General features: G+C 65.6%; 21 protein-coding genes and 1 tRNA gene. 13 read left to right on the top strand and 9 right to left on the bottom strand.

From position 1 onward, the window contains the following. Nucleotides 1-5: 5 nt before the first annotated feature. The 3 genes from GWK63_RS08980 to GWK63_RS08970 form a co-directional block, all read right to left on the bottom strand. Entirely contained in the window at nucleotides 6-941 is a 936-nt protein-coding gene (locus GWK63_RS08980) for a polyprenyl synthetase family protein (RefSeq protein ID WP_007400436.1), read from the bottom strand. 8 nt (nucleotides 942-949) lie between these two features. Then, the gene (locus GWK63_RS08975) at nucleotides 950-1180 is read right to left on the bottom strand and encodes an exodeoxyribonuclease VII small subunit (protein ID WP_007400437.1); all 231 of its coding nucleotides are present in this window, start codon (nucleotides 1178-1180) and stop codon (nucleotides 950-952) included. Nucleotides 1181-1281: 101 nt separating this feature from the next. After that, on the bottom strand, nucleotides 1282-1548 hold the full coding sequence (locus tag GWK63_RS08970; RefSeq protein WP_007400438.1) for a sulfurtransferase TusA family protein: 267 nt from the start codon (nucleotides 1546-1548) through the stop codon (nucleotides 1282-1284). Nucleotides 1549-1671: 123 nt separating this feature from the next. Between GWK63_RS08970 and GWK63_RS08965 the strand changes: the two genes are divergently transcribed. Further along, the gene (locus GWK63_RS08965; protein ID WP_007400440.1) at nucleotides 1672-2580 is read left to right on the top strand and encodes an ROK family protein; all 909 of its coding nucleotides are present in this window, start codon (nucleotides 1672-1674) and stop codon (nucleotides 2578-2580) included. Between the two features lie 33 nt (nucleotides 2581-2613). Here GWK63_RS08965 and GWK63_RS08960 read toward each other — a convergent pair whose 3' ends face one another. Both GWK63_RS08960 and GWK63_RS08955 read right to left on the bottom strand, forming a co-directional pair. Beyond that, nucleotides 2614-3378, bottom strand: coding sequence for an RlmE family RNA methyltransferase (locus GWK63_RS08960; RefSeq protein ID WP_007400441.1), 765 nt, complete (start codon nucleotides 3376-3378; stop codon nucleotides 2614-2616). Nucleotides 3379-3390: 12 nt separating this feature from the next. Beyond that, nucleotides 3391-4515: a Ppx/GppA phosphatase family protein gene (locus GWK63_RS08955; RefSeq protein ID WP_007400442.1), complete on the bottom strand. Its 1125-nt coding sequence runs from the start codon at nucleotides 4513-4515 to the stop codon at nucleotides 3391-3393. A gap of 173 nt (nucleotides 4516-4688) precedes the next feature. Between GWK63_RS08955 and GWK63_RS08950 the strand changes: the two genes are divergently transcribed. Next, nucleotides 4689-4762 (top strand) — tRNA-Gln (locus GWK63_RS08950). A gap of 426 nt (nucleotides 4763-5188) precedes the next feature. Further along, nucleotides 5189-5689: a hypothetical protein gene (locus GWK63_RS08945; protein ID WP_007400444.1), complete on the top strand. Its 501-nt coding sequence runs from the start codon at nucleotides 5189-5191 to the stop codon at nucleotides 5687-5689. A 241-nt stretch (nucleotides 5690-5930) separates the two neighbouring features. Here GWK63_RS08945 and GWK63_RS08940 read toward each other — a convergent pair whose 3' ends face one another. Beyond that, nucleotides 5931-6659 carry an SDR family NAD(P)-dependent oxidoreductase gene (locus GWK63_RS08940; RefSeq protein ID WP_040000057.1) on the bottom strand — a complete coding sequence of 243 codons (729 nt, stop codon included), beginning with the start codon at nucleotides 6657-6659 and terminating at the stop codon, nucleotides 5931-5933. A 225-nt stretch (nucleotides 6660-6884) separates the two neighbouring features. On the opposite strand from GWK63_RS08940, the gene rpmI reads away from it, so the two are divergent. From rpmI to lpxB, 6 genes are all read left to right on the top strand, one after another. Next, nucleotides 6885-7088, top strand: a complete 204-nt coding sequence (gene rpmI / locus GWK63_RS08935; protein WP_007400447.1) for a 50S ribosomal protein L35 — start codon at nucleotides 6885-6887, stop codon at nucleotides 7086-7088. Between the two features lie 14 nt (nucleotides 7089-7102). Further along, on the top strand, nucleotides 7103-7459 hold the full coding sequence (gene rplT / locus GWK63_RS08930) for a 50S ribosomal protein L20 (protein ID WP_010513542.1): 357 nt from the start codon (nucleotides 7103-7105) through the stop codon (nucleotides 7457-7459). 190 nt (nucleotides 7460-7649) lie between these two features. Next, nucleotides 7650-8720 (top strand): phenylalanine--tRNA ligase subunit alpha, encoded by a 1071-nt coding sequence (gene pheS / locus GWK63_RS08925; RefSeq protein WP_007400449.1) that lies wholly within the window; start codon nucleotides 7650-7652, stop codon nucleotides 8718-8720. 3 nt (nucleotides 8721-8723) lie between these two features. Continuing rightward, nucleotides 8724-11186: a phenylalanine--tRNA ligase subunit beta gene (gene pheT, locus GWK63_RS08920; RefSeq protein WP_007400450.1), complete on the top strand. Its 2463-nt coding sequence runs from the start codon at nucleotides 8724-8726 to the stop codon at nucleotides 11184-11186. A gap of 7 nt (nucleotides 11187-11193) precedes the next feature. Further along, nucleotides 11194-12216 (top strand): phosphate ABC transporter substrate-binding protein PstS, encoded by a 1023-nt coding sequence (gene pstS, locus GWK63_RS08915; RefSeq protein WP_085949002.1) that lies wholly within the window; start codon nucleotides 11194-11196, stop codon nucleotides 12214-12216. 132 nt (nucleotides 12217-12348) lie between these two features. Further along, nucleotides 12349-13569: a lipid-A-disaccharide synthase gene (gene lpxB / locus GWK63_RS08910; protein WP_099963205.1), complete on the top strand. Its 1221-nt coding sequence runs from the start codon at nucleotides 12349-12351 to the stop codon at nucleotides 13567-13569. Here the strand turns inward: lpxB and GWK63_RS08905 are convergent. From GWK63_RS08905 to ygfZ, 3 genes are all read right to left on the bottom strand, one after another. Next, nucleotides 13544-13801: a hypothetical protein gene (locus GWK63_RS08905; RefSeq protein WP_050800814.1), complete on the bottom strand. Its 258-nt coding sequence runs from the start codon at nucleotides 13799-13801 to the stop codon at nucleotides 13544-13546. The two genes, lpxB and GWK63_RS08905, sit on opposite strands and share 26 nt — an antisense overlap. Next, on the bottom strand, nucleotides 13788-14204 hold the full coding sequence (hisI, locus tag GWK63_RS08900; RefSeq protein ID WP_007400453.1) for a phosphoribosyl-AMP cyclohydrolase: 417 nt from the start codon (nucleotides 14202-14204) through the stop codon (nucleotides 13788-13790). The genes GWK63_RS08905 and hisI overlap by 14 nt, the downstream gene beginning before the upstream one ends. 99 nt (nucleotides 14205-14303) lie before the next feature. Further along, nucleotides 14304-15131: a CAF17-like 4Fe-4S cluster assembly/insertion protein YgfZ gene (gene ygfZ, locus GWK63_RS08895; RefSeq protein ID WP_007400454.1), complete on the bottom strand. Its 828-nt coding sequence runs from the start codon at nucleotides 15129-15131 to the stop codon at nucleotides 14304-14306. 83 nt (nucleotides 15132-15214) lie between these two features. On the opposite strand from ygfZ, the gene GWK63_RS08890 reads away from it, so the two are divergent. The 4 genes from GWK63_RS08890 to der all read left to right on the top strand — a co-directional run bounded on the left by GWK63_RS08890 (nucleotide 15215) and on the right by der (nucleotide 19903). Beyond that, a complete protein-coding gene (locus tag GWK63_RS08890) occupies nucleotides 15215-16132 on the top strand; it encodes a glycosyltransferase family 9 protein (RefSeq protein ID WP_007400455.1) in 918 nt (305 codons plus the stop codon). Nucleotides 16133-16343: 211 nt separating this feature from the next. Continuing rightward, nucleotides 16344-17042, top strand: a complete 699-nt coding sequence (locus tag GWK63_RS08885; RefSeq protein WP_007400456.1) for a hypothetical protein — start codon at nucleotides 16344-16346, stop codon at nucleotides 17040-17042. A 40-nt stretch (nucleotides 17043-17082) separates the two neighbouring features. Further along, nucleotides 17083-18456 carry an outer membrane protein assembly factor BamB family protein gene (locus GWK63_RS08880; protein ID WP_034928175.1) on the top strand — a complete coding sequence of 458 codons (1374 nt, stop codon included), beginning with the start codon at nucleotides 17083-17085 and terminating at the stop codon, nucleotides 18454-18456. Between the two features lie 16 nt (nucleotides 18457-18472). Next, a complete protein-coding gene (gene der / locus GWK63_RS08875) occupies nucleotides 18473-19903 on the top strand; it encodes a ribosome biogenesis GTPase Der (RefSeq protein ID WP_034928178.1) in 1431 nt (476 codons plus the stop codon). Nucleotides 19904-19938: the final 35 nt, after the last annotated feature.

Genomic DNA, 19938 nt, shown 5'->3' with positions numbered 1-19938 from the left:
GTCACTCAGTTCCTGCGCTCGACCACGTAGTGGACCAGATCGCGCAGGCGATCAGCCTCGGGGCCAAAGATGTCGATATGGGATAGGGCCTGTTCCGCAACACGGCGGGCTTCCTTGGCGGCACCCTCCACGCCCAGCAGGGCGACATAGGTGGACTTGCCGGCGGCTTCATCCTTGCCCGCGGTCTTGCCCAGTTCCTCGGCGCTCGCGGTGGCGTCCAGCACGTCATCGGCAATCTGGAAGGCGGCACCCAGGTCACGGCCATAGGCGGAAATACGTAGGCGGGCGTCCTCACCGGCCTGGCCCAGGATGGCCCCGGCTTCGGCCGAATAGCGGATCAGGCAGCCGGTCTTGAGCGCATGCAGGCGCGCGACCTCTTCCAGCGACAGGGCGCGGCCCTCGCCTTCCATGTCGATCATCTGGCCACCGACCATGCCGGCAGCGCCCGAGGCATCGGCCAGGGCGCGCACAAGGTTGATGCGCACCTCCGCGCCGGCATGCGTGAGCGGGTTGGCAAGGATATCGAACGCCATGGTCTGCAGCGCGTCACCGGCCAGGATGGCGGTGGCTTCATCGAACTTGCGGTGGGTGGAGGGCTGGCCACGGCGCAGGTCGTCGTCATCCATGGCGGGCAGGTCATCATGCACCAGCGAATAGGCGTGCAGCATCTCGACCGATGCCGCGACGCGGTCCGCGCCTTCGGCCGCCACATTGAACAGGCTGGCCACCTCCGCCACCAGATAGCCGCGCAGGCGCTTGCCCCCGCCCAGCGTGGCATAGCGCATGGCATCGATCAGGCGGGCCTCGCCCCCTTCAACGCGGGGCAGCAGGCGGTCGATCATGCTCTCGATCGCGGTCGCGCGCGCGGACATGGATGCACGCAGACGGACCATGCGGTCCGCACTGTCGGTTCGGGACGAGGGGGCTGTTGTTTGGCTCATCTGGCGCATCAATCCATTGGTTTTACATCCAGCGCCCCATCGGCACGCTGGACAATCGCCTGGACGCGGGCCTCGGCCTCGTCCAGTTTCTTCTGGCAGTACTGTCGCAGGACGGCGCCACGCTCATAGGACGTGATCGCGTCCTCCAGCCGGAGCTGGCCGACCTCGAGCTGGCGCACGATGGTCTCAAGCTCGGCCAGTGCGTCCTCGAACGAAAGGTTGGTCAGGTCCTGGGTCATGGGTGCGTGGCATTTCCTGAAAATGACTTGGCTGGCGCAGGGCTTACATCCATGTGGGGCATCCTGCCAAGGGTACAACTGCGTTTGCGGCGTTCTGGCACTTATGCGGGCATCGGGGTGGTGGCGGTGTCCGCCGCCACATCCGGCCTGCGCCGGATGACGAAGGACAGCGTGCCGCCTTCTTCCCCGAACGCGATCAGCGCGTGGCCGGTCTCGCGGCAGAAGGCCTGGAAGTCGGCCACCGATGCCCGGTCGGTCGCAATCACGCGCAGCCGCGCGCCGGGCGGCAGGCCACGCAGCATGCGATTGGCCCTGAGCACGGGCAGGGGGCAGTTCAGTCCGCGGGCGTCCAGCAGTATCTCGCTCATGGGAGCCATGTCTCCGTGATGGGGGCAACCATGCCCGTGCATAGTAGGGTTTGATGTTCCATACGGGTACGACCATAAAAGAAAACGTGCCGTTGATAAAACATGATGAAAGAAAGACTCTGCATGGGCTCCTATCGTATCGGAATTGATTTTGGTGGCACCAAGATCGAAATAGCCGCTCTTGCCAGGGACGGGGCAGAGCGCGTGCGTCGGCGGATTACCAATCCCGGCAACTATCCGGCCGCAATCCAGGCCATGTGTGAGCTGATTCATGGGGTGGACAGGGAACTGGGTGGAACAGGTACGGTGGGAATCGGCATTCCCGGTTCGATCAGTCCCGATACGGGCGTGATCAAGAACGCCAATGCCACATGGCTCAACAACCAGCCGCTGATCAAGGACATGACGGCAGCCCTGGGCCGGGAAGTGCGCATCGAGAACGATGCCAACTGCTTTGCCCTGTCCGAGGCGATTGACGGGGCAGGTGCCGCGCATCACAGCGTGTTTGGCGTGATCATCGGCACGGGCATGGGGGCTGGCATTGTCATCGATAGGAAACTGCTGATCGGCCATAACCACATTGCCGGTGAGTGGGGGCATGTCCCGCTGCCATGGCCGCGGATCGAGGAATTCCCCATGCCCAAATGCTTTTGTGGCAATGAGGGCTGCATGGAGCGGTTCCTCAGCGGGTCAGCTCTGGCGCAGGACTGGAAGGGGCCGGGCCACCGCAGTGCCGCCCATATCGAACAGGAAGCTGCGAACGGTGACCTGACCGCGATCGGCGCGCTGGACCGTTACATGGACCGCATGGCCCGTGCCTGCGCCATGGCCATCAACTTCATGGACCCCGATGTGATCGTGCTGGGCGGTGGCGTGTCCAACCTGGACTCGATTTACGAACGGGTGCCCCGTCTCATGCGTCGTTACGTGATCACCCCCAACTGCAGCACGCCCATCGTGCGCAACCGCCACGGTGACAGTTCGGGCGTGCGCGGGGCGGCGTGGCTGTGGAACGAACACCACATTGCGTGACCATTACAGGCCGCGCTGACCGTGCGGCCTGGATCAGCCTTCCGCTGTATCCAGCCCACGGAAGCCGGTCGCCACCACGTACAGTTCGCTTGATTCCTTGCGGCTGGCCGGTGGCTTGGCGTGGCGGACCTGCGTGAACAGGCGCTTGAGATCCGCCAGCATCTGTTTTTCCGATCCGCCCTGGAACACCTTCGCCACGAACGCGCCATCGGGGGCCAGGATACGGGTGGCGAAATGCAATGCCAGTTCCGCCAGCCCGATAATGCGCAGGTGGTCGGTTGGTGCGTGGCCGGTCGTGTTGGGTGCCATGTCCGACATGACCAGATCTGCCCGGCCGCCCAGCAGGCCGGTCAGGCGGTCGGGCATGTCGGGGTCATTGAAGTCGCCTTCTATCACCGTCGCACCCGGCACCGGGTCGACCGGCAGCAGGTCGACCCCCACCACTTCCGCGGCCCCGCGCTTGACCGCGACCTGTGTCCACCCGCCGGGGGCGGCCCCCAGGTCAACCACGCGCGTACCGGGCCGGATCAGGTGAAAGCGGTCGTCCAGTTCGATCAGCTTGAAGGCCGCGCGGGAACGCCAGCCCTGTTTCTGGGCCGCCTGCACGTAAGGGTCATTAAGCTGGCGCTGCAGCCAGCGGTGCTGGGCGGTGGTGCGCCCGCGCGCCTTCTTTACGGTTACGGTCTTGGTCCGGTTGGTCCGGGCGGCCTGTCCGTCGGTGCTGCTGTCGCCCGTGCCGGGGGTCAGACTGCTGGTACGGGCCTTGCCCGGTATGCGGGTGGGGGAACGCTGTTTCATGACTGGACGCGGTCAGGGGCTGACCCGGTGCTCCATATGGCGATGCAGGGGAAAGGAAAGGGGCGTCGGGGCCGGGCCACCGTGCCGCCCGCGGTCGCCGATCATGCGTAAAAGCAGGCCATCACGCAATCCCCTGTCCGCCACCGTCACATTCATCATGGGCCATGTGGTGACGATTGCCTCGAATATCGCGCAGCCGGGCAGCAGGTAGCGCGCGCGGTCCGGGCCGATGACCGGGTTGCGTACCAGTCCTGCCATGCCCGCGCCACGCAGGCTGTCGATCATGGCCAGCGCCTGCGGTACGGACAGGCGGCTGCCATCAATGCCCGCGCGTTCATAGCGCCCCTGTCCCTGCGCCAGGCTGGCCAGCGTGGTGACCGTGCCGCTGGTGCCCAGCAGCATGACGTTGCCGCGCGCGATTTCGCGGGTAATGCAGTGTATGTCATCAAAGCCGCGCAGGATGCTGACAATCCCGTCCACGATCCCGCGGTAGCCGGCATCGGTAAAGATGTCATTCCCGTGGCGTTCGGCCAGCGTCATGATGCCCATCGGCAGGCTGACATAGCCCGACAGGTCGTGGCGGCGGGCATCGCGGTCGATTCGTGCCCAGGCAATTTCGGTCGAGCCACCGCCAATGTCGAACAGCAGGCCGCGCCCGGTGGCGCTGCCACGGTCGTGCAGCAGGGAGGTGCAGGCCGCAAGCGCCAGTTCGGCTTCCTCCCGCGCGGAAATGACGGATATGTCCAGCCCTGTCTCATGCATGACGCGGGCAATGAAGTCCATGCCGTTGGCTGCCCTGCGGCAGGCTTCGGTCGCGATCGCGCGATGGCTGTGCAGTTCGTACAGCCCCATGCGCGCGACACAGGCGCGCAGGGCGGTGATGGTGCGTTCCATGGCGGCCTCGGCCAGCTGGCCGGAATGGTGCAGCCCTTCGCCCAGGCGCACGGCGCGGCTGAAGCTGTCGATCACGCGCAGCCCGCGCTCCCCCGCGCGGGCCACCAGCAGGCGGCAGTTATGGGTGCCCAGATCAATGGCGGCATAAAGTGGCGCGCGCGCCATGCGGCGGTTCGTGGCAGACGCAGGCGGTAGGGGCGTTGCCTGCGGGTGTGTTGCGGCACGGAGCCTGTGCTGGACCATTGTTCATCCAATACCCGTTAACGGCCAAGGTATTACCTATTGTGTTGAGTGTTCTGCATAAAACGCAAGCCAAAAGAGAAAGTTTGCAAAAAAGCCATTGTGGGGGTTGCGCCCCTTGGGGCAGGCGGCTATATGCCTGTTCACCGCAGCGCACCGCGCCGCTTTCTCCTTGCTGGGGGATAGTTTAGCGGTAGAACTACCGGCTCTGACCCGGTCAGCCCTGGTTCGAATCCAGGTCCCCCAGCCATAGAGACCTTCCCTAAAAATATCTGGTCAGCAGGCACAGGCAAATCAATATTTGTCGGTCTCTGTGTGAAGTCATGGTCATGATTTCCGGCATCACCAGCCGGGATCATATAAAGATCCTAAATTATCGGTCTGTTTCCATGTAATTCTCTGGCCGGGCGGGAAATGGCGGGTGATTCATCCTATGATCATCTTCTATAAAAGTCCGTGTCTGGTTATTTTTTATTATAGTAGTAATGAATACAATAATATTCTACCATATTATTGTAATATATATTTTAAAATTTTCCATGATAATATAAAATATCATTGTATTATTTAGCAATAATCGATCTGTTGTCATAACCAGTTTGCTGTCCCTGCGGTTTTCGTTCAAGATGGTGCATCAATATTCGGAAGGTTATGGTTTCATGCCGGTTTCCGGGTCATGACAACATGGTTTACGGCCGACCTGCATTTCGGTCACGAGAGTATAATCCGGCATTGCCACCGGCCCTTTGCCGGGGTGGCGGAAATGGATGCCGTGCTGGCTGCCAACTGGAATGCTCGCATCCAGCCTGATGATGACGTGTGGTGCCTGGGGGATTTCTGCTGGCGGGATGTGGCGCGGTATGGCGCGCGCCTCAGTGGGCGCAAGCATCTGGTCACGGGCAATCATGATGGAGACGGGGTGCGGGACTGGCTGGGCTGGGCCAGTGTGCAGCCCTACCGGGAACTGAAGCTGGCGGGCAGGCGCGTGGTCCTGTTCCATTATCCCATTGCCGAGTGGAACGGTTTTTTCCGGGGCGCGGTCCATCTGTACGGTCATGTCCATGGCAGCCGGCCCGCGACGTCCACGTCATGCGATGTGGGGGTGGACTGCTGGCATTACGCACCCGTGTCATGGCAGGAGATCGAGGGCTTCCTGGCCTGTCAGCCAGCAGCCTGAAAAAACGGGCAGGGAATGCCCGCCCTGCCGGCTATGGCGCGGGGGTTCAGCGCCGGCGCATGGACATGGGACCCGTCCGGGCAATGTGCATGGAACATCCGGCAAGGGGACGGGGGCGGCATTCATGTTCGGGCGGGGACCGGACCTGACGCCTTCCCGATGCGGCCCATGTCCCCGCAATCAGCAATGTCATCGGGTGTTGAGACACGGGCGGGCGGCAGGCCGCCCGCCCGTGGTGATGTCAGGCGGCAAGCCCCCCGTCGGTGGTCAGTGCCGAGCCGGTGATGAAGCTGGCCTGCGGGCTGGCCAGGAATGACACCACGGATGCAATGTCGCCAACCTGTCCATATTCCTTGTGGCACATGAAGCTGCGCAGCAGGTCGGCACCGGGGCCGGTGGCGGGGTTCATGTCGGTATCGATCGGGCCGGGCTGGACCACGTTGATGGTGATGCCGCGCGGGCCAAGATCGCGCGCCGCCCCGCGCGCGAAGCCGTTCAACGCCGATTTGGAAGCGGAATAGAGCGAAATGCCGGGGAAGGGCGAGCGGTCGGCAAAGGTGGACCCGATCAGGATGATCCGCCCGCCCTGCGTCATGTGGCGCGCGGCCTCGATGGTCTCGATCATCACGGCGCGCACGTTCAGCCCCAGCACCGCATCGACCTGCGCATCGGTCATCTCGGTCACGTCGCCATGGGGGTAGACGCCGGCATTGCACACCAGCGCGTCAATCCGGCCCATTTCGCTTACCACGCGCCGGATGGCGGCGCGGTTGCCGCTGCCTTCGCCATCGCAGCGGATGGCCAGGCCCCGGCGGCCCAGCGCGCGGACCGCCTCCAGCGTCTGTTCGGCCGCCTTTTCATTGCGGGCATAGGAAATGGCAATGTCAAAACCGTCTTTTGCCAGTGTCTTGGCAATCGCGGCGCCAATGCCCCGGCTGCCACCGGTTATGTAGGCCACGCGTTGGGTCATGGTCTTTTCCTCCATTCTGATTATTCCCTTTCCCCTACAGCACCTCGGGGGCAGGGGAAAGGACGCGGATGTGTACCTTGGGGGTTGATCGCGCCCGCAGGGTTGTCTATAGCCTGCCTGTTCGCGCGTCCGGGCCTGTAGGGCATGCCCGGCCGCAATGGAGTGTCCCGGCTTTACCCGCAAGGGGGGCGGGGGACACACGCACCAGACAGACAGGAGAAGCAAATGCCCAAGATGAAGACCAAGTCATCGGTCAAGAAGCGGTTCAAGATCACCGCCACCGGCAAGGTGCTGGCGGGTCCGGGCAACAAGCGCCACGGGCTGATCAACCGCTCGCAGAAGATGAAGCGCACGAACCGTGGTTCGCAGGTGCTGACGGAAATGGACGGCCGCACTGTAAAGCAGTGGGCCCCCTACGGTCTGGCATAAGGAGCACCTGAGACATGGCACGTGTGAAACGCGGCGTAACCACCCACGCCCGCCACAAGAAGGTTCTCGAACTCTCCAAGGGGTTCCGGGGCCGTTCCTCCACCAATTACCGTATTGCGCTGGAACGTCTGGAAAAGTCGCTTCAGTATGCGTACCGTGACCGCCGGAACAAGAAGCGCGAATTCCGCGCCCTGTGGATCCAGCGCATCAACGCGGCAGTGCGTGAGCATGGCCTGACCTACAGCCGTTTCATCAACGGTCTGGACAAGGCTGGCATCGAGATCGACCGCAAGGTCCTTGCCGCCATTGCCTATGACGATGCGGCGACCTTCGCTGAAATCGTGAAGAAGGCCCAGGCCGCCCTGGCCTGATCCCTGTCCCACGCCCGCGTGGCGACAGGTCCACGAAACGGGTCGTCCCATCGGGCGGCCCGTTTTGTTTTTTATGCAAGGCCCGTGCCGTATCCGCCAGCGGCCACGGGCACAATTCCATGCGCCGGGTCTGGCCCGCCGGTAGATACCCCTTTGCCAGCCCGCCCGACGTGAGCCTGTGCGAGGTGCTATGAGTGACGATCTCGAAACCCTGAGGGAACAGACAGTTCAGGCACTCGCTGCCGCGACCGACCAGCGCGCGTGGGACGCGGTGCGCGTGGCCACGCTGGGCAAATCGGGCACGCTGACCGCACTTCTCAAGCAGCTTGGCCGCATGACACCGGATGAGCGGCGCACGCGTGGCGCCGCGCTCAACCGGCTGCGTGATGAACTTTCCCGTATGATCGATGCGCGCGGGCAGGAACTGGAAGCCGCCGCCCTGAACGCCCGCCTGGCGGCCGAGCGGGTGGACGTGACACTGCCCTGCGCCCCGGCCCCCGAGGGGCTGCTGCATCCCATTACCCGCACGATCGAGGAAATGGCCGCCATTTTCGGTTCCATGGGCTTCACCATAGCCGAAGGCCCGGATATCGAGAGCGACTGGCACAACTTCTCGGCGCTGAACACGCCCGCCCACCATCCCGCCCGCACGGACCAGGATACCTTCTACCTGCCAGCCGTGGCCGAGGGCCAGCCCGAGCGCGTGCTGCGTACCCAGACATCGGGCGTGCAGATCCGCACCATGCTGGGCCATGAACCCCCCATCCGCATCATCGCCCCCGGCCGCACCTACCGCGCGGACCATGATGCCACCCATTCCCCCATGTTCCATCAGTGCGAGGGGCTGGTGATTGATCGTGGCATCACGCTGGGCCATCTCAAGGGCTGCCTGTCGGACTTCCTGCGCGCGTTCTTCCAGATGCCGGACCTGCCGGTGCGGTTCCGGGCGTCGTATTTCCCGTTTACCGAACCCTCGATGGAAATCGATATCGGCTGGTCACGCAAAACGGGGCAGATCGGCACCGGCGGTGACTGGCTGGAAGTGCTGGGGGCGGGCATGGTCCACCCCCGCGTGCTGGCCAATTGCGGGCTGGATGCCCGGCAGTGGCAGGGCTTTGCCTTCGGCATGGGCATCGAGCGGCTGACCATGCTGCGCCACGGCATTCCCGACCTGCGCTCGTTCTATGAAAGCGATGTCCGCTGGCTGCGCCATTACGGCACCAGCCCCCTGTCTCCCGCCCTGCTGCACGAAGGTCTGTGATCGATGAAGTTCTCCCTGTCCTGGCTGCGCGAACATCTTGAGACCACGGCAACGCTGGACGAGATTACCGCTACCCTGAACACCATCGGGCTTGAGGTGGAAGGGGTGGAAAACCCGGCGGCAGCACTTGCCGCCTTCCGCACCGCACGCATCATCGAAGCCGCCCAGCACCCCAATGCCGACCGGCTGCGCGTCTGCCAGGTTGATGCGGGGGAGGGGTTCGAGCGTGTGCAGGTCGTGTGCGGTGCGCCCAATGCGCGCACCGGGCTGCATGTGATCTTTGCCCCGCCCGGCACCTTCATCCCGGCCAGCGGCATCACCATCAAGGCGGGCAAGCTGCGGGGCGAGACCAGCGGCGGCATGCTGTGCTCGCTGCGTGAACTGGGCATTGGCGAGGAAGACAGCGGCATAGCCGAACTGCCCGAAGGCACCGCGACGGGGCAGTCCTACCCGCTGTTCGCCGGGCTGGATGATCCGGTCATCGACATTGCCATCACCCCCAACCGGGGCGATGCGCTGGCCGTGCGCGGCATTGCGCGTGACCTTGCGGCGGCGGGACTGGGCACGCTCCGGCCCTGGCGGCCCGGGACGGTGGAAAGCCGGTTCGAGACGCCCATCACATGGCGTATTACCTACCCCGAAGCCTGCCCATGGGTGCTGGGGCGCGCCATAAGGGGTGTCCGGAACGGTCCCAGCCCGGACTGGCTGAAGCGCCGGCTGGAATCCATCGGCCTGCGCCCGGTCTCGGCACTGGTGGATATCACCAATTTCTTCACCTTCGACCTGGGGCGTCCGCTGCATGTGTTCGATGCGGACAGGATCATGGGTGGAGAACTGACCATCTGCCGTGGCGCGGGCGAGACCTTCACGGCGCTGGATGGCAGCGAGCATGTCATGACCCCCGATGACTGCGTGATTGCCGACGGGCGCGGTGTGCAGTCGCTGGCCGGGATCATGGGCGGGGCCGGAAGCGGTGTGAGCGATACGACAACCACCGTATTCGTGGAATGCGCGCTGTTCGACCCGGTGGCGATTGCGCTGGCGGGGCGACGGCACAACCTGCATTCCGATGCCCGCCAGCGCTTCGAGCGCGGGGTGGATCAGGCCCTGCCGCCCGCGGCACTTGAGGCCGTGACGCGTATGATCCTTGACCTGTGCGGCGGTGAGGCGGGCAGCGTGGTCTCGGCCGGGGCCGAGCCTGCGTGGCAGCGCCAGGCGCATCTGGACTTTGCCCGTCTGGAGACGATTGGCGGCCTGGTGGAAGAACCCGACCATGCCGTGCATCTGCTGCAGGGGCTGGGCTTCACGGTGCGTGAATGTGATGCCCGCCATGTGGTGGTGGACGTGCCGCCGTGGCGCAATGACATCGCAACCCCCATGCTGCTGGACCAGCAGGCCGACCTGCCGCCCGCGCGCGCCCAGACTGCGGCGGAAGGGGCCATGGCCCTTGACCCGGAAGTGGACCTGATCGAGGAAGTGCTGCGCCTGCGCGGGCTGGACAGCGTACCCGCCGTGTCGCTGCCGGTGGGCAATGCCGTGCCACTGCCCGCCTTCACGCCGCGCCAGAGCCGGATTGCCAGCCTGCGCCGCCAGCTTGCGGCGGGTGGCCTGCTGGAGACGGTGGGCTTCTCGTTCGTGGCCATGGAGCAGGCCGCCGAATTTGGCGAGACCCCGCCGGAACTGCACCTGCTCAACCCGATTGCGGCCGATCTGGACCAGATGCGCCCGACACCGCTGGTCAACCTGCTGGCGGCGGTGCGGGGCAATGTCGCGCGCGGTTATCCCGATCTGGGCCTGTTCGAGGTCGGGCCGGCCTTTGGCCCGGAGGGTCAGGTGCTGGTGGCCGCGGGCATCCGCAGTGGCCATTCGCCGCGCCTTCCGGGCCAGGCGGCACGGCCGGTGGACCTGTGGCAGGTCAAGGCCGATGCGCTGTCGGCCCTTGCCGCCGCAGGTGCGGCCATGGAGGGGTTAAGCATGACCCCCGATGCGCCCGCCTTCTACCATCCGGGCCGTTCCGGCGTGATCCGGCAGGGGCCGAAGCTGGTGCTGGGGCATTTTGGCCAGCTGCATCCGGCCCTGCTGGCCACGCGCGGCATTGACGTGCCGGTCTGCGCGTTCATGCTGTATCCCGATGCGGTGCCCGAGCCCAAGCGCAAGCGCAAAGCCCCCCCGGCACTGTCCGCCTTCCAGCCGCTCCGGCGTGATTTCGCCTTTGTGGTGGCGGCGGACGTTCCGGCGGAAAAACTGCTGCGGGCCGTCAGGGGGGCGGAACGCAACCTGATTGTCGCGGCAAACCTGTTTGACGTTTATGAAGGTGACAAGATCCCGGCGGGGCACAGGTCGCTGGGTGTGGAGATAACCCTTCAGCCGATGGACGGGACCCTGACCGATGCGGAAATCGAAGCCGTTTGTGAACGGGTGCTGGCCGCCGCGCAGAAAAGCTGCAATGCGGTCCTGCGGGGCTGAACCCGCCATGCGTGCGCCATCTTCGCGGCAGGTGCGCCATGGTTTGGGGGCGGGGCTTGCGGTCTTGCTGGGGCTGCTGGGCGCGCGGGCCCATGCCACGGAAATCACGGGGGCGGGGTCCAGCTTTGGCGCGCCGATCTATGGGGCGTGGGGGGCTGCTGTCGCGCGCGCGACCGACATCCGCCTGAATTACCAGACCATTGGCTCTGGCGCCGGGCAGAACCAGGTCAAGGCCCGCACGGTCGATTTTGGCGCGTCCGATGCCCCGATGAGTGCGGCCCAGCTGGCGCAGAACGGGCTGATCCAGTTTCCCACCGTGCTGGGGGCGATTGTCGCGGTGGTGAACCTGCCCGGTGTGGATGCGGGCCATCTGCATCTGACCGGCGAATTGCTGGCGCGGCTCTATGCCGGTGACATCACGATGTGGAACGACCCTGCCATCGTGGCCGAAAATCCCGGCATGGCCCTGCCCGCCATTCCGGTGGCCCCCGTACGCCGGGCGGATGGATCGGGCACCACGTTCGTGTTCACCTCCTACCTTGCCCGTGTCTCGCCCCGCTGGGCGAAGGAGCAGGGGAGCGGCACTTCCATCGAATGGCCGGTGGGTGAGGGCGCGCGTGGCAATGACGGGATTGCCGCCGCCGTGCGCAATACCGAGGGCAGCATAGGCTATGTGGAATATGCCTATGCCGCCGGCAACCACATGCCGATTGTCGAACTGCGCAACCGGCATGGGGATATGGTCGCGGCCGATCCGGAAAGCTTCCGCCACGCCGTGGCCACCGCGCACTGGGCACAGGACGCAACCCATGCGGGGGACGTGCTGGATGGCGATGGTGTGGGCGCATGGCCGATCATGGCCGCGACCTACGCGCTGCTGCCGCAGGATAAGGCCGATACGCCCCGGGGCCGTGCCGTGCGGGCCTTCTTTGACTGGAGCATGCAAAATGGGGGCGAGGCGGCACTTGCCCTGCATTATGTGCCGCTGCCCGATGACATCCGTGCCGCCATACGCGGCCTGCTCAGATAGGAAACGGTAAAGGTTTCCGGATGCCGCCTTTTTTGCAAGAAGGCGACGTTCCTGAAGCGTTCTGAAAAAAGCGCCACCAGAAATTTTTCATGTATTTGCGCTGCCGGGGCCGACGCGATAAGCCGGTCAGGCATGACCGGACCTTCATCTTCCCCTCCGCCCGCCGCAACGGATGCGTCCCCCTCCGGCCCGACCATATGGATCATGGCGGGCGAGGCCAGTGGCGATGTGCTGGGCAGCCGCCTCATGGCGGCCCTGCGCGCGCGCTGTCCGGGCGTGCGCTTTGCCGGTATTGGCGGTGAGCGCATGCAGGGGCAGGGGCTGCACTCGCTCTTCCCGCTGCGTGATCTTGCGGTCATGGGACTGATGGAGGTACTGCCCCGCCTGCGCCACCTGTCGCGCAGGCTGGACCAGGCGGTGGCGGATGTTACGGCGCGCCGGCCCGATCTGGTCATTACCATCGACAGTCCGGGCTTTACCCTGCGCCTGCTGCGGCGGATCGCGCCGCTGTCCATCCCGCGCCTGCATTATGTAGCCCCGCAGGTCTGGGCATGGCGCGAGCACAGGGTGCGCGAATTTCCCGGCCTGTGGGAGCGCATGCTATGCCTGCTGCCGTTTGAGCCGGAATTCTTTGCCCGCCATGGGCTGGAGGCGCGTTTTGTCGGTCACCCCGTGCTCCAGTCCGGTGCGGATGCGGGGTCGGGTGAAGCCTTCCGCGCACGGTACGGCATTGCGGCGGACGCGCCGGTGCTGGTGCTCATGCCCGGTAGCCGCCGGTCCGAAGCGCCCCGCCTGCTGCCGGTCCTTGGCCGGATGCTGGCCCTCCTGCGGCGGCGCGTACCGGGTATCGTGCCGGTGGTGCCCGTCTCGCCCGTCATTGCCGGTATCGTGCACGCGGGTGTGGCGAAATGGCCGGTCCGGCCCATTATCGTGACGGACGTGGATGACAAGCACGATGCCTTTGCCGCAGCCGATGCGGCGCTGACCAAATCGGGCACGTCCACGCTGGAACTGGCCATGGCGGGCGTGCCCATGGCGGTGACCTACCGTGTCAACCCGCTTACGGCCGCCATGGCGCGGCGGCTGATCCGGGTGCCGTATGTGGCCATGGTCAACCTGCTGTGCGGGCACAGGCTGGTGCCCGAACTGCTGCAGGAGCGCTGCACGCCCGAACTGCTGGCGGCCACCGTGGAACGCCTGCTGCGCGACCCGGCCAGCCGTGCCCTGCAGCGCGCCGGGTTCGGCCATATCCGCACGATCCTGCGCGGGCCGGGGGGGGACCCTGCCGGCGCGGCGGCGGACGAAATCATGGACCTGCTGGGGGTGGTTACTGTGCGCGCCCGTTCGGTGTAGCCCGCACGGCGGGGGAAACGGGCGTGCTCTGGTCATCGCCTGGTGTGGCGGGTGCGGATGCGCCCGGCGGCAGCGGCTCGTTTTCCGATATCAGGGCATGGAGTTCCGTGCGCAGCATGAAAATGCCCATGATGACGGTGCCCAGCACGGTAATCCCGATCCAGACCAGCTTGCCGATCTGCTCATCGCGTTCTTCCCGGCTACCGGGAGCGGGTTTGTCAGGCTTTGCCATAAAGGGCCTCCGCTGAAACCAGGGGTTGCGTGATTTCCACGATTCCTTCGGGGCGCAGGGCATTGTAGAAGCAGCTGCGCCGGCCGGTGTGGCAGGCCACGCCCTTCTGGTCCACCAGCAGCAGCACAGCATCACGGTCGCAGTCCAGCCGCGCGTCGACCAGGGTCTGCACCTGCCCCGATGTCTCGCCCTTGCGCCACAGGCCGTTGCGGCTGCGGGAATAGTAGCACACGCGGCCCGTGCGCAGGGTTTCGTCCAATGCCTCGGCGTTCATCCATGCCAGCATCAGCACCTCTCCGGTGTCATGCTGCTGGGCGATGGCGGTGATCAGGCCATCGGCGTTGAAGCGGACCCTGTCCAGCATGCTGGCGCGGACGGCCGGGTCGGGCGGTGTATAGGGCATCTGTCTTGACCTTGCATAAAAACCGGGCTGGCCCATGGGCAGGCGCCTGCCTGCCGCGTTGACGAAGGGCCGGCCGTCAGTGAAGTCCCGTGCCGGAAATCATTTCTTATCCGGCAGGGTGAACCATTGCGGCACCCTTACGTGCAGCGCGTGCCCTCCCGCCACCAGATCCGTATCATGGATATGCTCGTTACGGATCATCGCCATGCCGGCGCTATCGCGTGAGGACCGCATCTCGCCCACTGCCGTATCGCCCGACATGACCGGCGTGCCCGGCGTGGGCAGTTCCCGTCCGGCCATGACGGGCAGCAGGTGACGGCGCACCAGCCCACGATAGCGGGTGCGCGCGGTCAGTTCCTGACCCATGTAGCAGCCCTTGGTCCACGATATGCCGTTCAGCTGGTCGAAATTGGCTTCCAGCAGCAGGGTCCTGTCACTTTCGCAGTCACGCGCGCCGTCCGGCAGGCCCAGGGCCAGGCGGTGGCGGTCATAATCCACGTCATCGGCCGATGCATCGGGGGCAGGGTGGCCTAGCAGGACCCGCCATCCCGCATCCGGCAGGCGCGGGTCGGGGGCGGCAGGGTAGCCTGCGGGTGGCGTGAAGCCACTGCCCCATGCGGCATGCACGGCGTAGCCGGTCTCGCCAATCTCGACCTGCGCGCGTAGGCGGTAGCGCGACAGGCGCTGGCGCAGCATGTCGGCCTGCGCGCGGTCGCAGTCCACCAGCAGGCGCACGCCTTCGGGGTCGGCAAGGACGAAGAAATCGGCCAGCCACTTGCCCTGGGCCGACAGGAAGGCGGTCCATACGGCGTGGCCGGGGGCAACGGTGGTCATGTCATTCGACACCAGCCCCTGCAGGAAGGAGACACGGTCCGCCCCCGAAACAGCGAGCACGGCGCGATCAGGAAGATGAGCAATTCTGGCCATATGCGCAATCTGGCCATGCCCGCGCCCGCAGGCAAGGGCAAAGAGAGGTTGGCACGCAGGCAAAATCTGACTAGCACCCGTGCATGCACATCCTGTTCATCACTTCCACCCGGCTGGGGGATGCCATCCTGTCCACAGGGCTGCTGGATACGCTGCTGCACCGCTACCCGCAGGCCGATTTCACCATTGCCTGCGGGCCGGTGGCCGCCGGCCTGTTCGCGCACATGCCGCGCCGCGTGCGTACCATAGAAATGGTCAAGCGCCCGCGTGACATGCACTGGGTGGACCTGTGGCGGCAGTGCCGGGGAACCAGATGGGACCTGTGCGTGGACCTGCGCGGTTCGATCGTAAGTTACTTCCTGCGCGTGGGCAGGCGTCACATCATGCGCGGTGGCCGCAGGGAAGGGCGGCGCATCACCCATATCGGCAACCTGCTGGACCTTGATCCCGCCCCCATGCCGGTGACGTGGACCAGTGCAGGGGAACGCGCCCGCGCCGCCGCCATGCTGCCCGATGACGGGTCACGCTGGATTGCCCTTGGCCCCACGGCCAACTGGGATGGCAAGATCTGGCCGGCAGACCGTTTTGTCACGGTTTTCAACACCCTGCGCGCAGCAGACCCGGCCATGCGTCCCGTCATCCTGTACGGACCCGGCGAGGCCGAGCGTGCCCGCGCGCGGACGGTGCTGGCGCAACTGCCCGATGCGCTGGATACGGGGGGGGCGCTTTCCGTCACGCAGGTGGCGGCCCTGCTGGCGCGGTGCACGCTGTTCATTGGCAATGATTCCGGGCTCATGCACCTGGCCGCCGCCACGGGCATTCCCACCGTGGGGCTGTTCGGGCGCAGCAAGGCTTCGGAATACGCGCCCGCAGGCCCGTGGGCGCGCGTGGTCATGGCGCCCGGCCCGGTGGGCAATGCCCCGATGGAGGGGCTGGATGTGGCCAATGTCGTGACCACCGCGCGCTGTCTGCTGGCGGACCGGGAAAGAGCGAAGCGGTGAAAGACCCGAACTTTTTGCATTTCCGTCCCGCTTGTGGCTGGCGGTGGAAAACGGGCCGGTCTATGTGAACGGACTGGTCCGGGTGCACAAAGGTCATGGCCACCCCAATATGGCGGTTTGCCGTGCCGGTCCGGGCCGGATATGCTGGGGCCGACAATCACGACGCGCGGGGTGTGACGCACCGCGCAAGCGAGCAGGGAACGACAGGAACGTGGCTGACGACATCTTCACGGAAGTCGATGAGGAAATCCGTGCCGAACGCATAAGGGCACTGGCGCGGCGCTATCTTGTTGTCGCCGGTGTCGTGGTGGCGGGTATCTGTATCGGGGCCGGGGGATGGCAGTATTCCCTCTCCCGCGCGCACAGGGCGGATGCGGCGGTCTCGGCGGCGTATTTCACCGCCATGGCCGATGCCGCGCGTGCGCCGGACGCGCCGGCTACCGGCGTAACCCCGCTGACCACAAGGCAGAAAACCGGCCTGGCGGAGCTGCAGGCGCTGGATGCGAAGGCCCGCCCCCCGCTGCGCATCCTGGCGCGGATGGAGCGTGCTGCCCTGCTGGCGGGCAGTGGCGACCTGCCCGGTGCCCTTGCGCTATGGGATGGCGTGGCGCAGGAAAAGGCGGTTGACCCGACCATTGCGGCCCTGGCCAGCCTGCTGTGGGTCCAGCACCAGATTGACAGCGGTGATCCCGCCACCCTGCGTTCCCGCCTTGCGGTGCTGGATGGCACGGGCCAGCCCTGGCGCGGCCAGGCGATCGAGGCCGAGGCCCTGCTTGACCTGCGCGCCGGGAAGGACGCCGATGCGCGCGCACGCTTCACGCGCCTGGCCATGGACATGGGCGTGGGTGACGGCGTGCGCAGCCGCGCCGAAGCCATGCTCCAGACGATGGGGGGCGACGCAGGTGGCTGACCCGACCCCCGGCACCCCCATGCCCACAGACAGGAAAACCATGAAACCAGTCCTGAGCCGCCGTCACGCGCTTCTTGGTGCGGGGGCGGCGCTGCTGCCGGCCCTGGCCGCCTGTTCCAGTGGCCCGAAGAAGAAGCCGCTGCTGATCGGCCACCGTTCCGACGTGCTGCATACCGTGGCCGGCCTGACGGTGGACCCGGACGAGACGCAGGCCGTAAGCGTGCCCGCGCCCACGGCGGTGAACGCATGGCCGCAATCGGGCATCACGCCCGACCACAGGGCGGTGGACATTGCCTGGCGTGGCAGCATGAACCATCTGTGGACGCATGATATTGGCGCAGGCAATTCGGAGCCGGAATTCCTGTTCTATGTTGCCTTGGGCGATAGCGGGCGTGGCGTGATCCAGGCGACACCGGTGGTGCAGAACGGCCGCATTTTCGTGGCGGATGCGCAGGGTGTGATCCGGGCCTATCGCTGGCCCGCCATGCACAAGCTGTGGGAATACAACCCCAAGCCGCGCAAGATGCTGTCCAGCAATCTTGGCGGTGGCCTGAGCGTGGACGGGGACACGCTTTACGTCGTGGACGGGATCGGGCAGGCGCTGGCGCTTGATGCCGCGACCGGCAAGCTGAAATGGCGCGTCAACATCCAGACACCCGGCCGTTCCGCCCCCACCATTGCCAATGGCCGCCTGTTCTTCGGCACGATCAACGAGCACCTGTACTGCCTGGATGCCGGGAACGGCAACATATTGTGGACCTATGCCGCGACCAGCGCCGATACGGTGATATACGGCCAGCCCGCCCCGGCCGTGGCCGATGGCGTGGTACTGGCGGGATTCGGGTCGGGTGACTTGGTGGCGCTGCGTGCCGAAGGTGGCGAGGTGGTCTGGGCCGATACGCTGGGCAGCACCAATGGCCAGCAGGCACTGATCGATTTTTCCTGTGTGCATGGCATGCCGGTCATTGTTGACGGCACGGCCTATGCCATAAGCACCGGCTCGGTCCTGGTCGCGATTGACATGCGTTCGGGCCGCAGGCTGTGGGAGCGCGGCATTTCGGGCCAGAACACGCCGCTGGTGAGCGGGGACTGGATATTCCTGCTGTCCATGGATGAACAGCTGGCCTGCATTGACCGGCTTTCGGGCCATGTGCGCTGGATCACGCAGTTGCGCCAGTACGAGAATTCCGACAAGCAGAAGCGGGGCATCGTATGGAACGGCCCCATCCTGGCGGGTGGCAAGCTGGTGTGCATCTCCAGCTTCAAGGACAACGGCGTGGTGATTGTCGATCCGGCCCAGGGGCACATAGAATCGCTGCACACATTGCCATCGGAAGTGACGACAGCACCGATCGTGGTCGATAATACGCTGTTGCTCATGGATAATAAGGGCTATCTTCTGGCCTATAGCTAAAAAGAAAGTTGCCGCAGTGAGTTCATCTTTTCCATCCGCGCCAGTGGATGCGCTGCCGGTTGTCGTGATCGCGGGCAGGCCGAATGTCGGCAAGTCGACCATTTTCAACCGGCTTGTCGGGCGCAGGCAGGCGCTTGTGGCCGATACGCCGGGTGTCACCCGCGACCGCAAGGAAGGCCAGGCCACGGTGCGTGGCCGCAATATCCGCATCATCGACACGGCGGGGCTGGAGGAAGCGGCACCCGATACGCTGTACGGGCGGATGCGGGCATCTTCCGAATCGGCGGTGGCGCATGCGGACCTTGTGCTGTTCTGCATTGACGCGCGCAGCGGCATTACGCCCGCTGACCAGCATTTCGCCAACTGGCTGCGCCGGCAGGGCCGCCCGGTCCTGCTGATCGCCAACAAGGCGGAGGGCAGGCAGGGGGCTGCGGCTGCGATGGAGGCATTCTCGCTCGGGCTGGGCGCGCCGCTGGCCATCTCCGCCGAGCATGGGGAAGGGGTGGCCGACCTGATGGCGGAAATCGTGGATCGCCTGCCGCCCACCGATGCGCCGCCGGTCCAGAAGAATACCCGCCGCCTGCGCCGTGAGCAGGCCGAGGCGGCGGAAGGCGAGGAAGAGGATGTCCGCCCCCCCGGCCCGCTGCGCCTGGCCATTGTGGGGCGGCCCAACGCGGGCAAGTCCACGCTGCTCAACCGCCTGCTGGGCGAGGAGCGGATGATTACCGGCCCCGAGCCGGGGCTTACGCGCGATTCCATTGCCGTCATGCTCAGTGATGACGAAGGCCCGATCCAGCTGGTCGATACGGCGGGGCTGCGTCGCAAGGCCCGTATTGACGAGACACTGGAGAAGATGTCCGTCTCTGCCTCCATTGAGGCGCTGAAGATGGCGGAAGTCGTCATTCTGGTGCTGGATGCAACATTGGGCGTGCATGAGCAGGACCTGCAGATCGCCCGCCTGATCGAGCGTGAGGGCCGGTGCTGCGTGCTGGCGCTGAACAAGTGGGATGCGGTGGAGGACCGGGCGGATACCCGCCAGGCCATCCGTGACCGGATCGAGATGTCACTGGCCCAGATGCGTGGCATTCCGGTCGTGGCGTTCTCGGCGCTGACGGGGGCGGGCATCAACAAGCTGCTGCCGACCGTGCGGCGGGCGTATGAGGTCTGGAACCGCCGCGTGGCCACCGGCGCGCTCAACCGCTGGTTCGAGATGATGATCGAGCGCCATCCGCCACCGCTGGTTGATGGACGCCGGCTCAAGCTGCGCTACATCACGCAGGCCAAGTCCCGGCCGCCCACCTTCATCGTGTTCGGCACCCGTACCGACCAGTTGCCCGAGGATTACCAGCGTTATCTGGTCAATGGCCTGCGCGAGACGTTCGACCTGCCCGGCACGCCCATCCGCTTGCTGCTGCGCGCGTCCAGCAACCCTTACGCAAAAAGCTGAGGCATAGCGGCCACCATGCACGATGCGCGCCCTGA

This window comes from Komagataeibacter rhaeticus (genome assembly GCF_011611525.1).
Classification (GTDB): domain Bacteria; phylum Pseudomonadota; class Alphaproteobacteria; order Acetobacterales; family Acetobacteraceae; genus Komagataeibacter; species Komagataeibacter rhaeticus.
Note: the sequence above shows the minus strand (reverse complement) of the source record. Positions and strands in the feature narration are given on the sequence as shown.

Bases quoted from the DNA above. Each gene is read 5' to 3' on its own strand.
- GWK63_RS08980 (WP_007400436.1), bottom strand. From the start codon at position 941: ATGAGCCAAACAACAGCCCCCTCGTCCCGAACCGACAGTGCGGACCGC.
- GWK63_RS08975 (WP_007400437.1), bottom strand. From the start codon at position 1,180: ATGACCCAGGACCTGACCAACCTTTCGTTCGAGGACGCACTGGCCGAG.
- GWK63_RS08970 (WP_007400438.1), bottom strand. From the start codon at position 1,548: ATGAGCGAGATACTGCTGGACGCCCGCGGACTGAACTGCCCCCTGCCC.
- GWK63_RS08965 (WP_007400440.1), top strand. From the start codon at position 1,672: ATGGGCTCCTATCGTATCGGAATTGATTTTGGTGGCACCAAGATCGAA.
- GWK63_RS08960 (WP_007400441.1), bottom strand. From the start codon at position 3,378: ATGAAACAGCGTTCCCCCACCCGCATACCGGGCAAGGCCCGTACCAGC.
- GWK63_RS08955 (WP_007400442.1), bottom strand. From the start codon at position 4,515: ATGGTCCAGCACAGGCTCCGTGCCGCAACACACCCGCAGGCAACGCCC.
- GWK63_RS08945 (WP_007400444.1), top strand. From the start codon at position 5,189: ATGACAACATGGTTTACGGCCGACCTGCATTTCGGTCACGAGAGTATA.
- GWK63_RS08940 (WP_040000057.1), bottom strand. From the start codon at position 6,659: ATGACCCAACGCGTGGCCTACATAACCGGTGGCAGCCGGGGCATTGGC.
- rpmI (WP_007400447.1), top strand. From the start codon at position 6,885: ATGCCCAAGATGAAGACCAAGTCATCGGTCAAGAAGCGGTTCAAGATC.
- rplT (WP_010513542.1), top strand. From the start codon at position 7,103: ATGGCACGTGTGAAACGCGGCGTAACCACCCACGCCCGCCACAAGAAG.
- pheS (WP_007400449.1), top strand. From the start codon at position 7,650: ATGAGTGACGATCTCGAAACCCTGAGGGAACAGACAGTTCAGGCACTC.
- pheT (WP_007400450.1), top strand. From the start codon at position 8,724: ATGAAGTTCTCCCTGTCCTGGCTGCGCGAACATCTTGAGACCACGGCA.
- pstS (WP_085949002.1), top strand. From the start codon at position 11,194: ATGCGTGCGCCATCTTCGCGGCAGGTGCGCCATGGTTTGGGGGCGGGG.
- lpxB (WP_099963205.1), top strand. From the start codon at position 12,349: ATGACCGGACCTTCATCTTCCCCTCCGCCCGCCGCAACGGATGCGTCC.
- GWK63_RS08905 (WP_050800814.1), bottom strand. From the start codon at position 13,801: ATGGCAAAGCCTGACAAACCCGCTCCCGGTAGCCGGGAAGAACGCGAT.
- hisI (WP_007400453.1), bottom strand. From the start codon at position 14,204: ATGCCCTATACACCGCCCGACCCGGCCGTCCGCGCCAGCATGCTGGAC.
- ygfZ (WP_007400454.1), bottom strand. From the start codon at position 15,131: ATGGCCAGAATTGCTCATCTTCCTGATCGCGCCGTGCTCGCTGTTTCG.
- GWK63_RS08890 (WP_007400455.1), top strand. From the start codon at position 15,215: ATGCACATCCTGTTCATCACTTCCACCCGGCTGGGGGATGCCATCCTG.
- GWK63_RS08880 (WP_034928175.1), top strand. From the start codon at position 17,083: ATGAAACCAGTCCTGAGCCGCCGTCACGCGCTTCTTGGTGCGGGGGCG.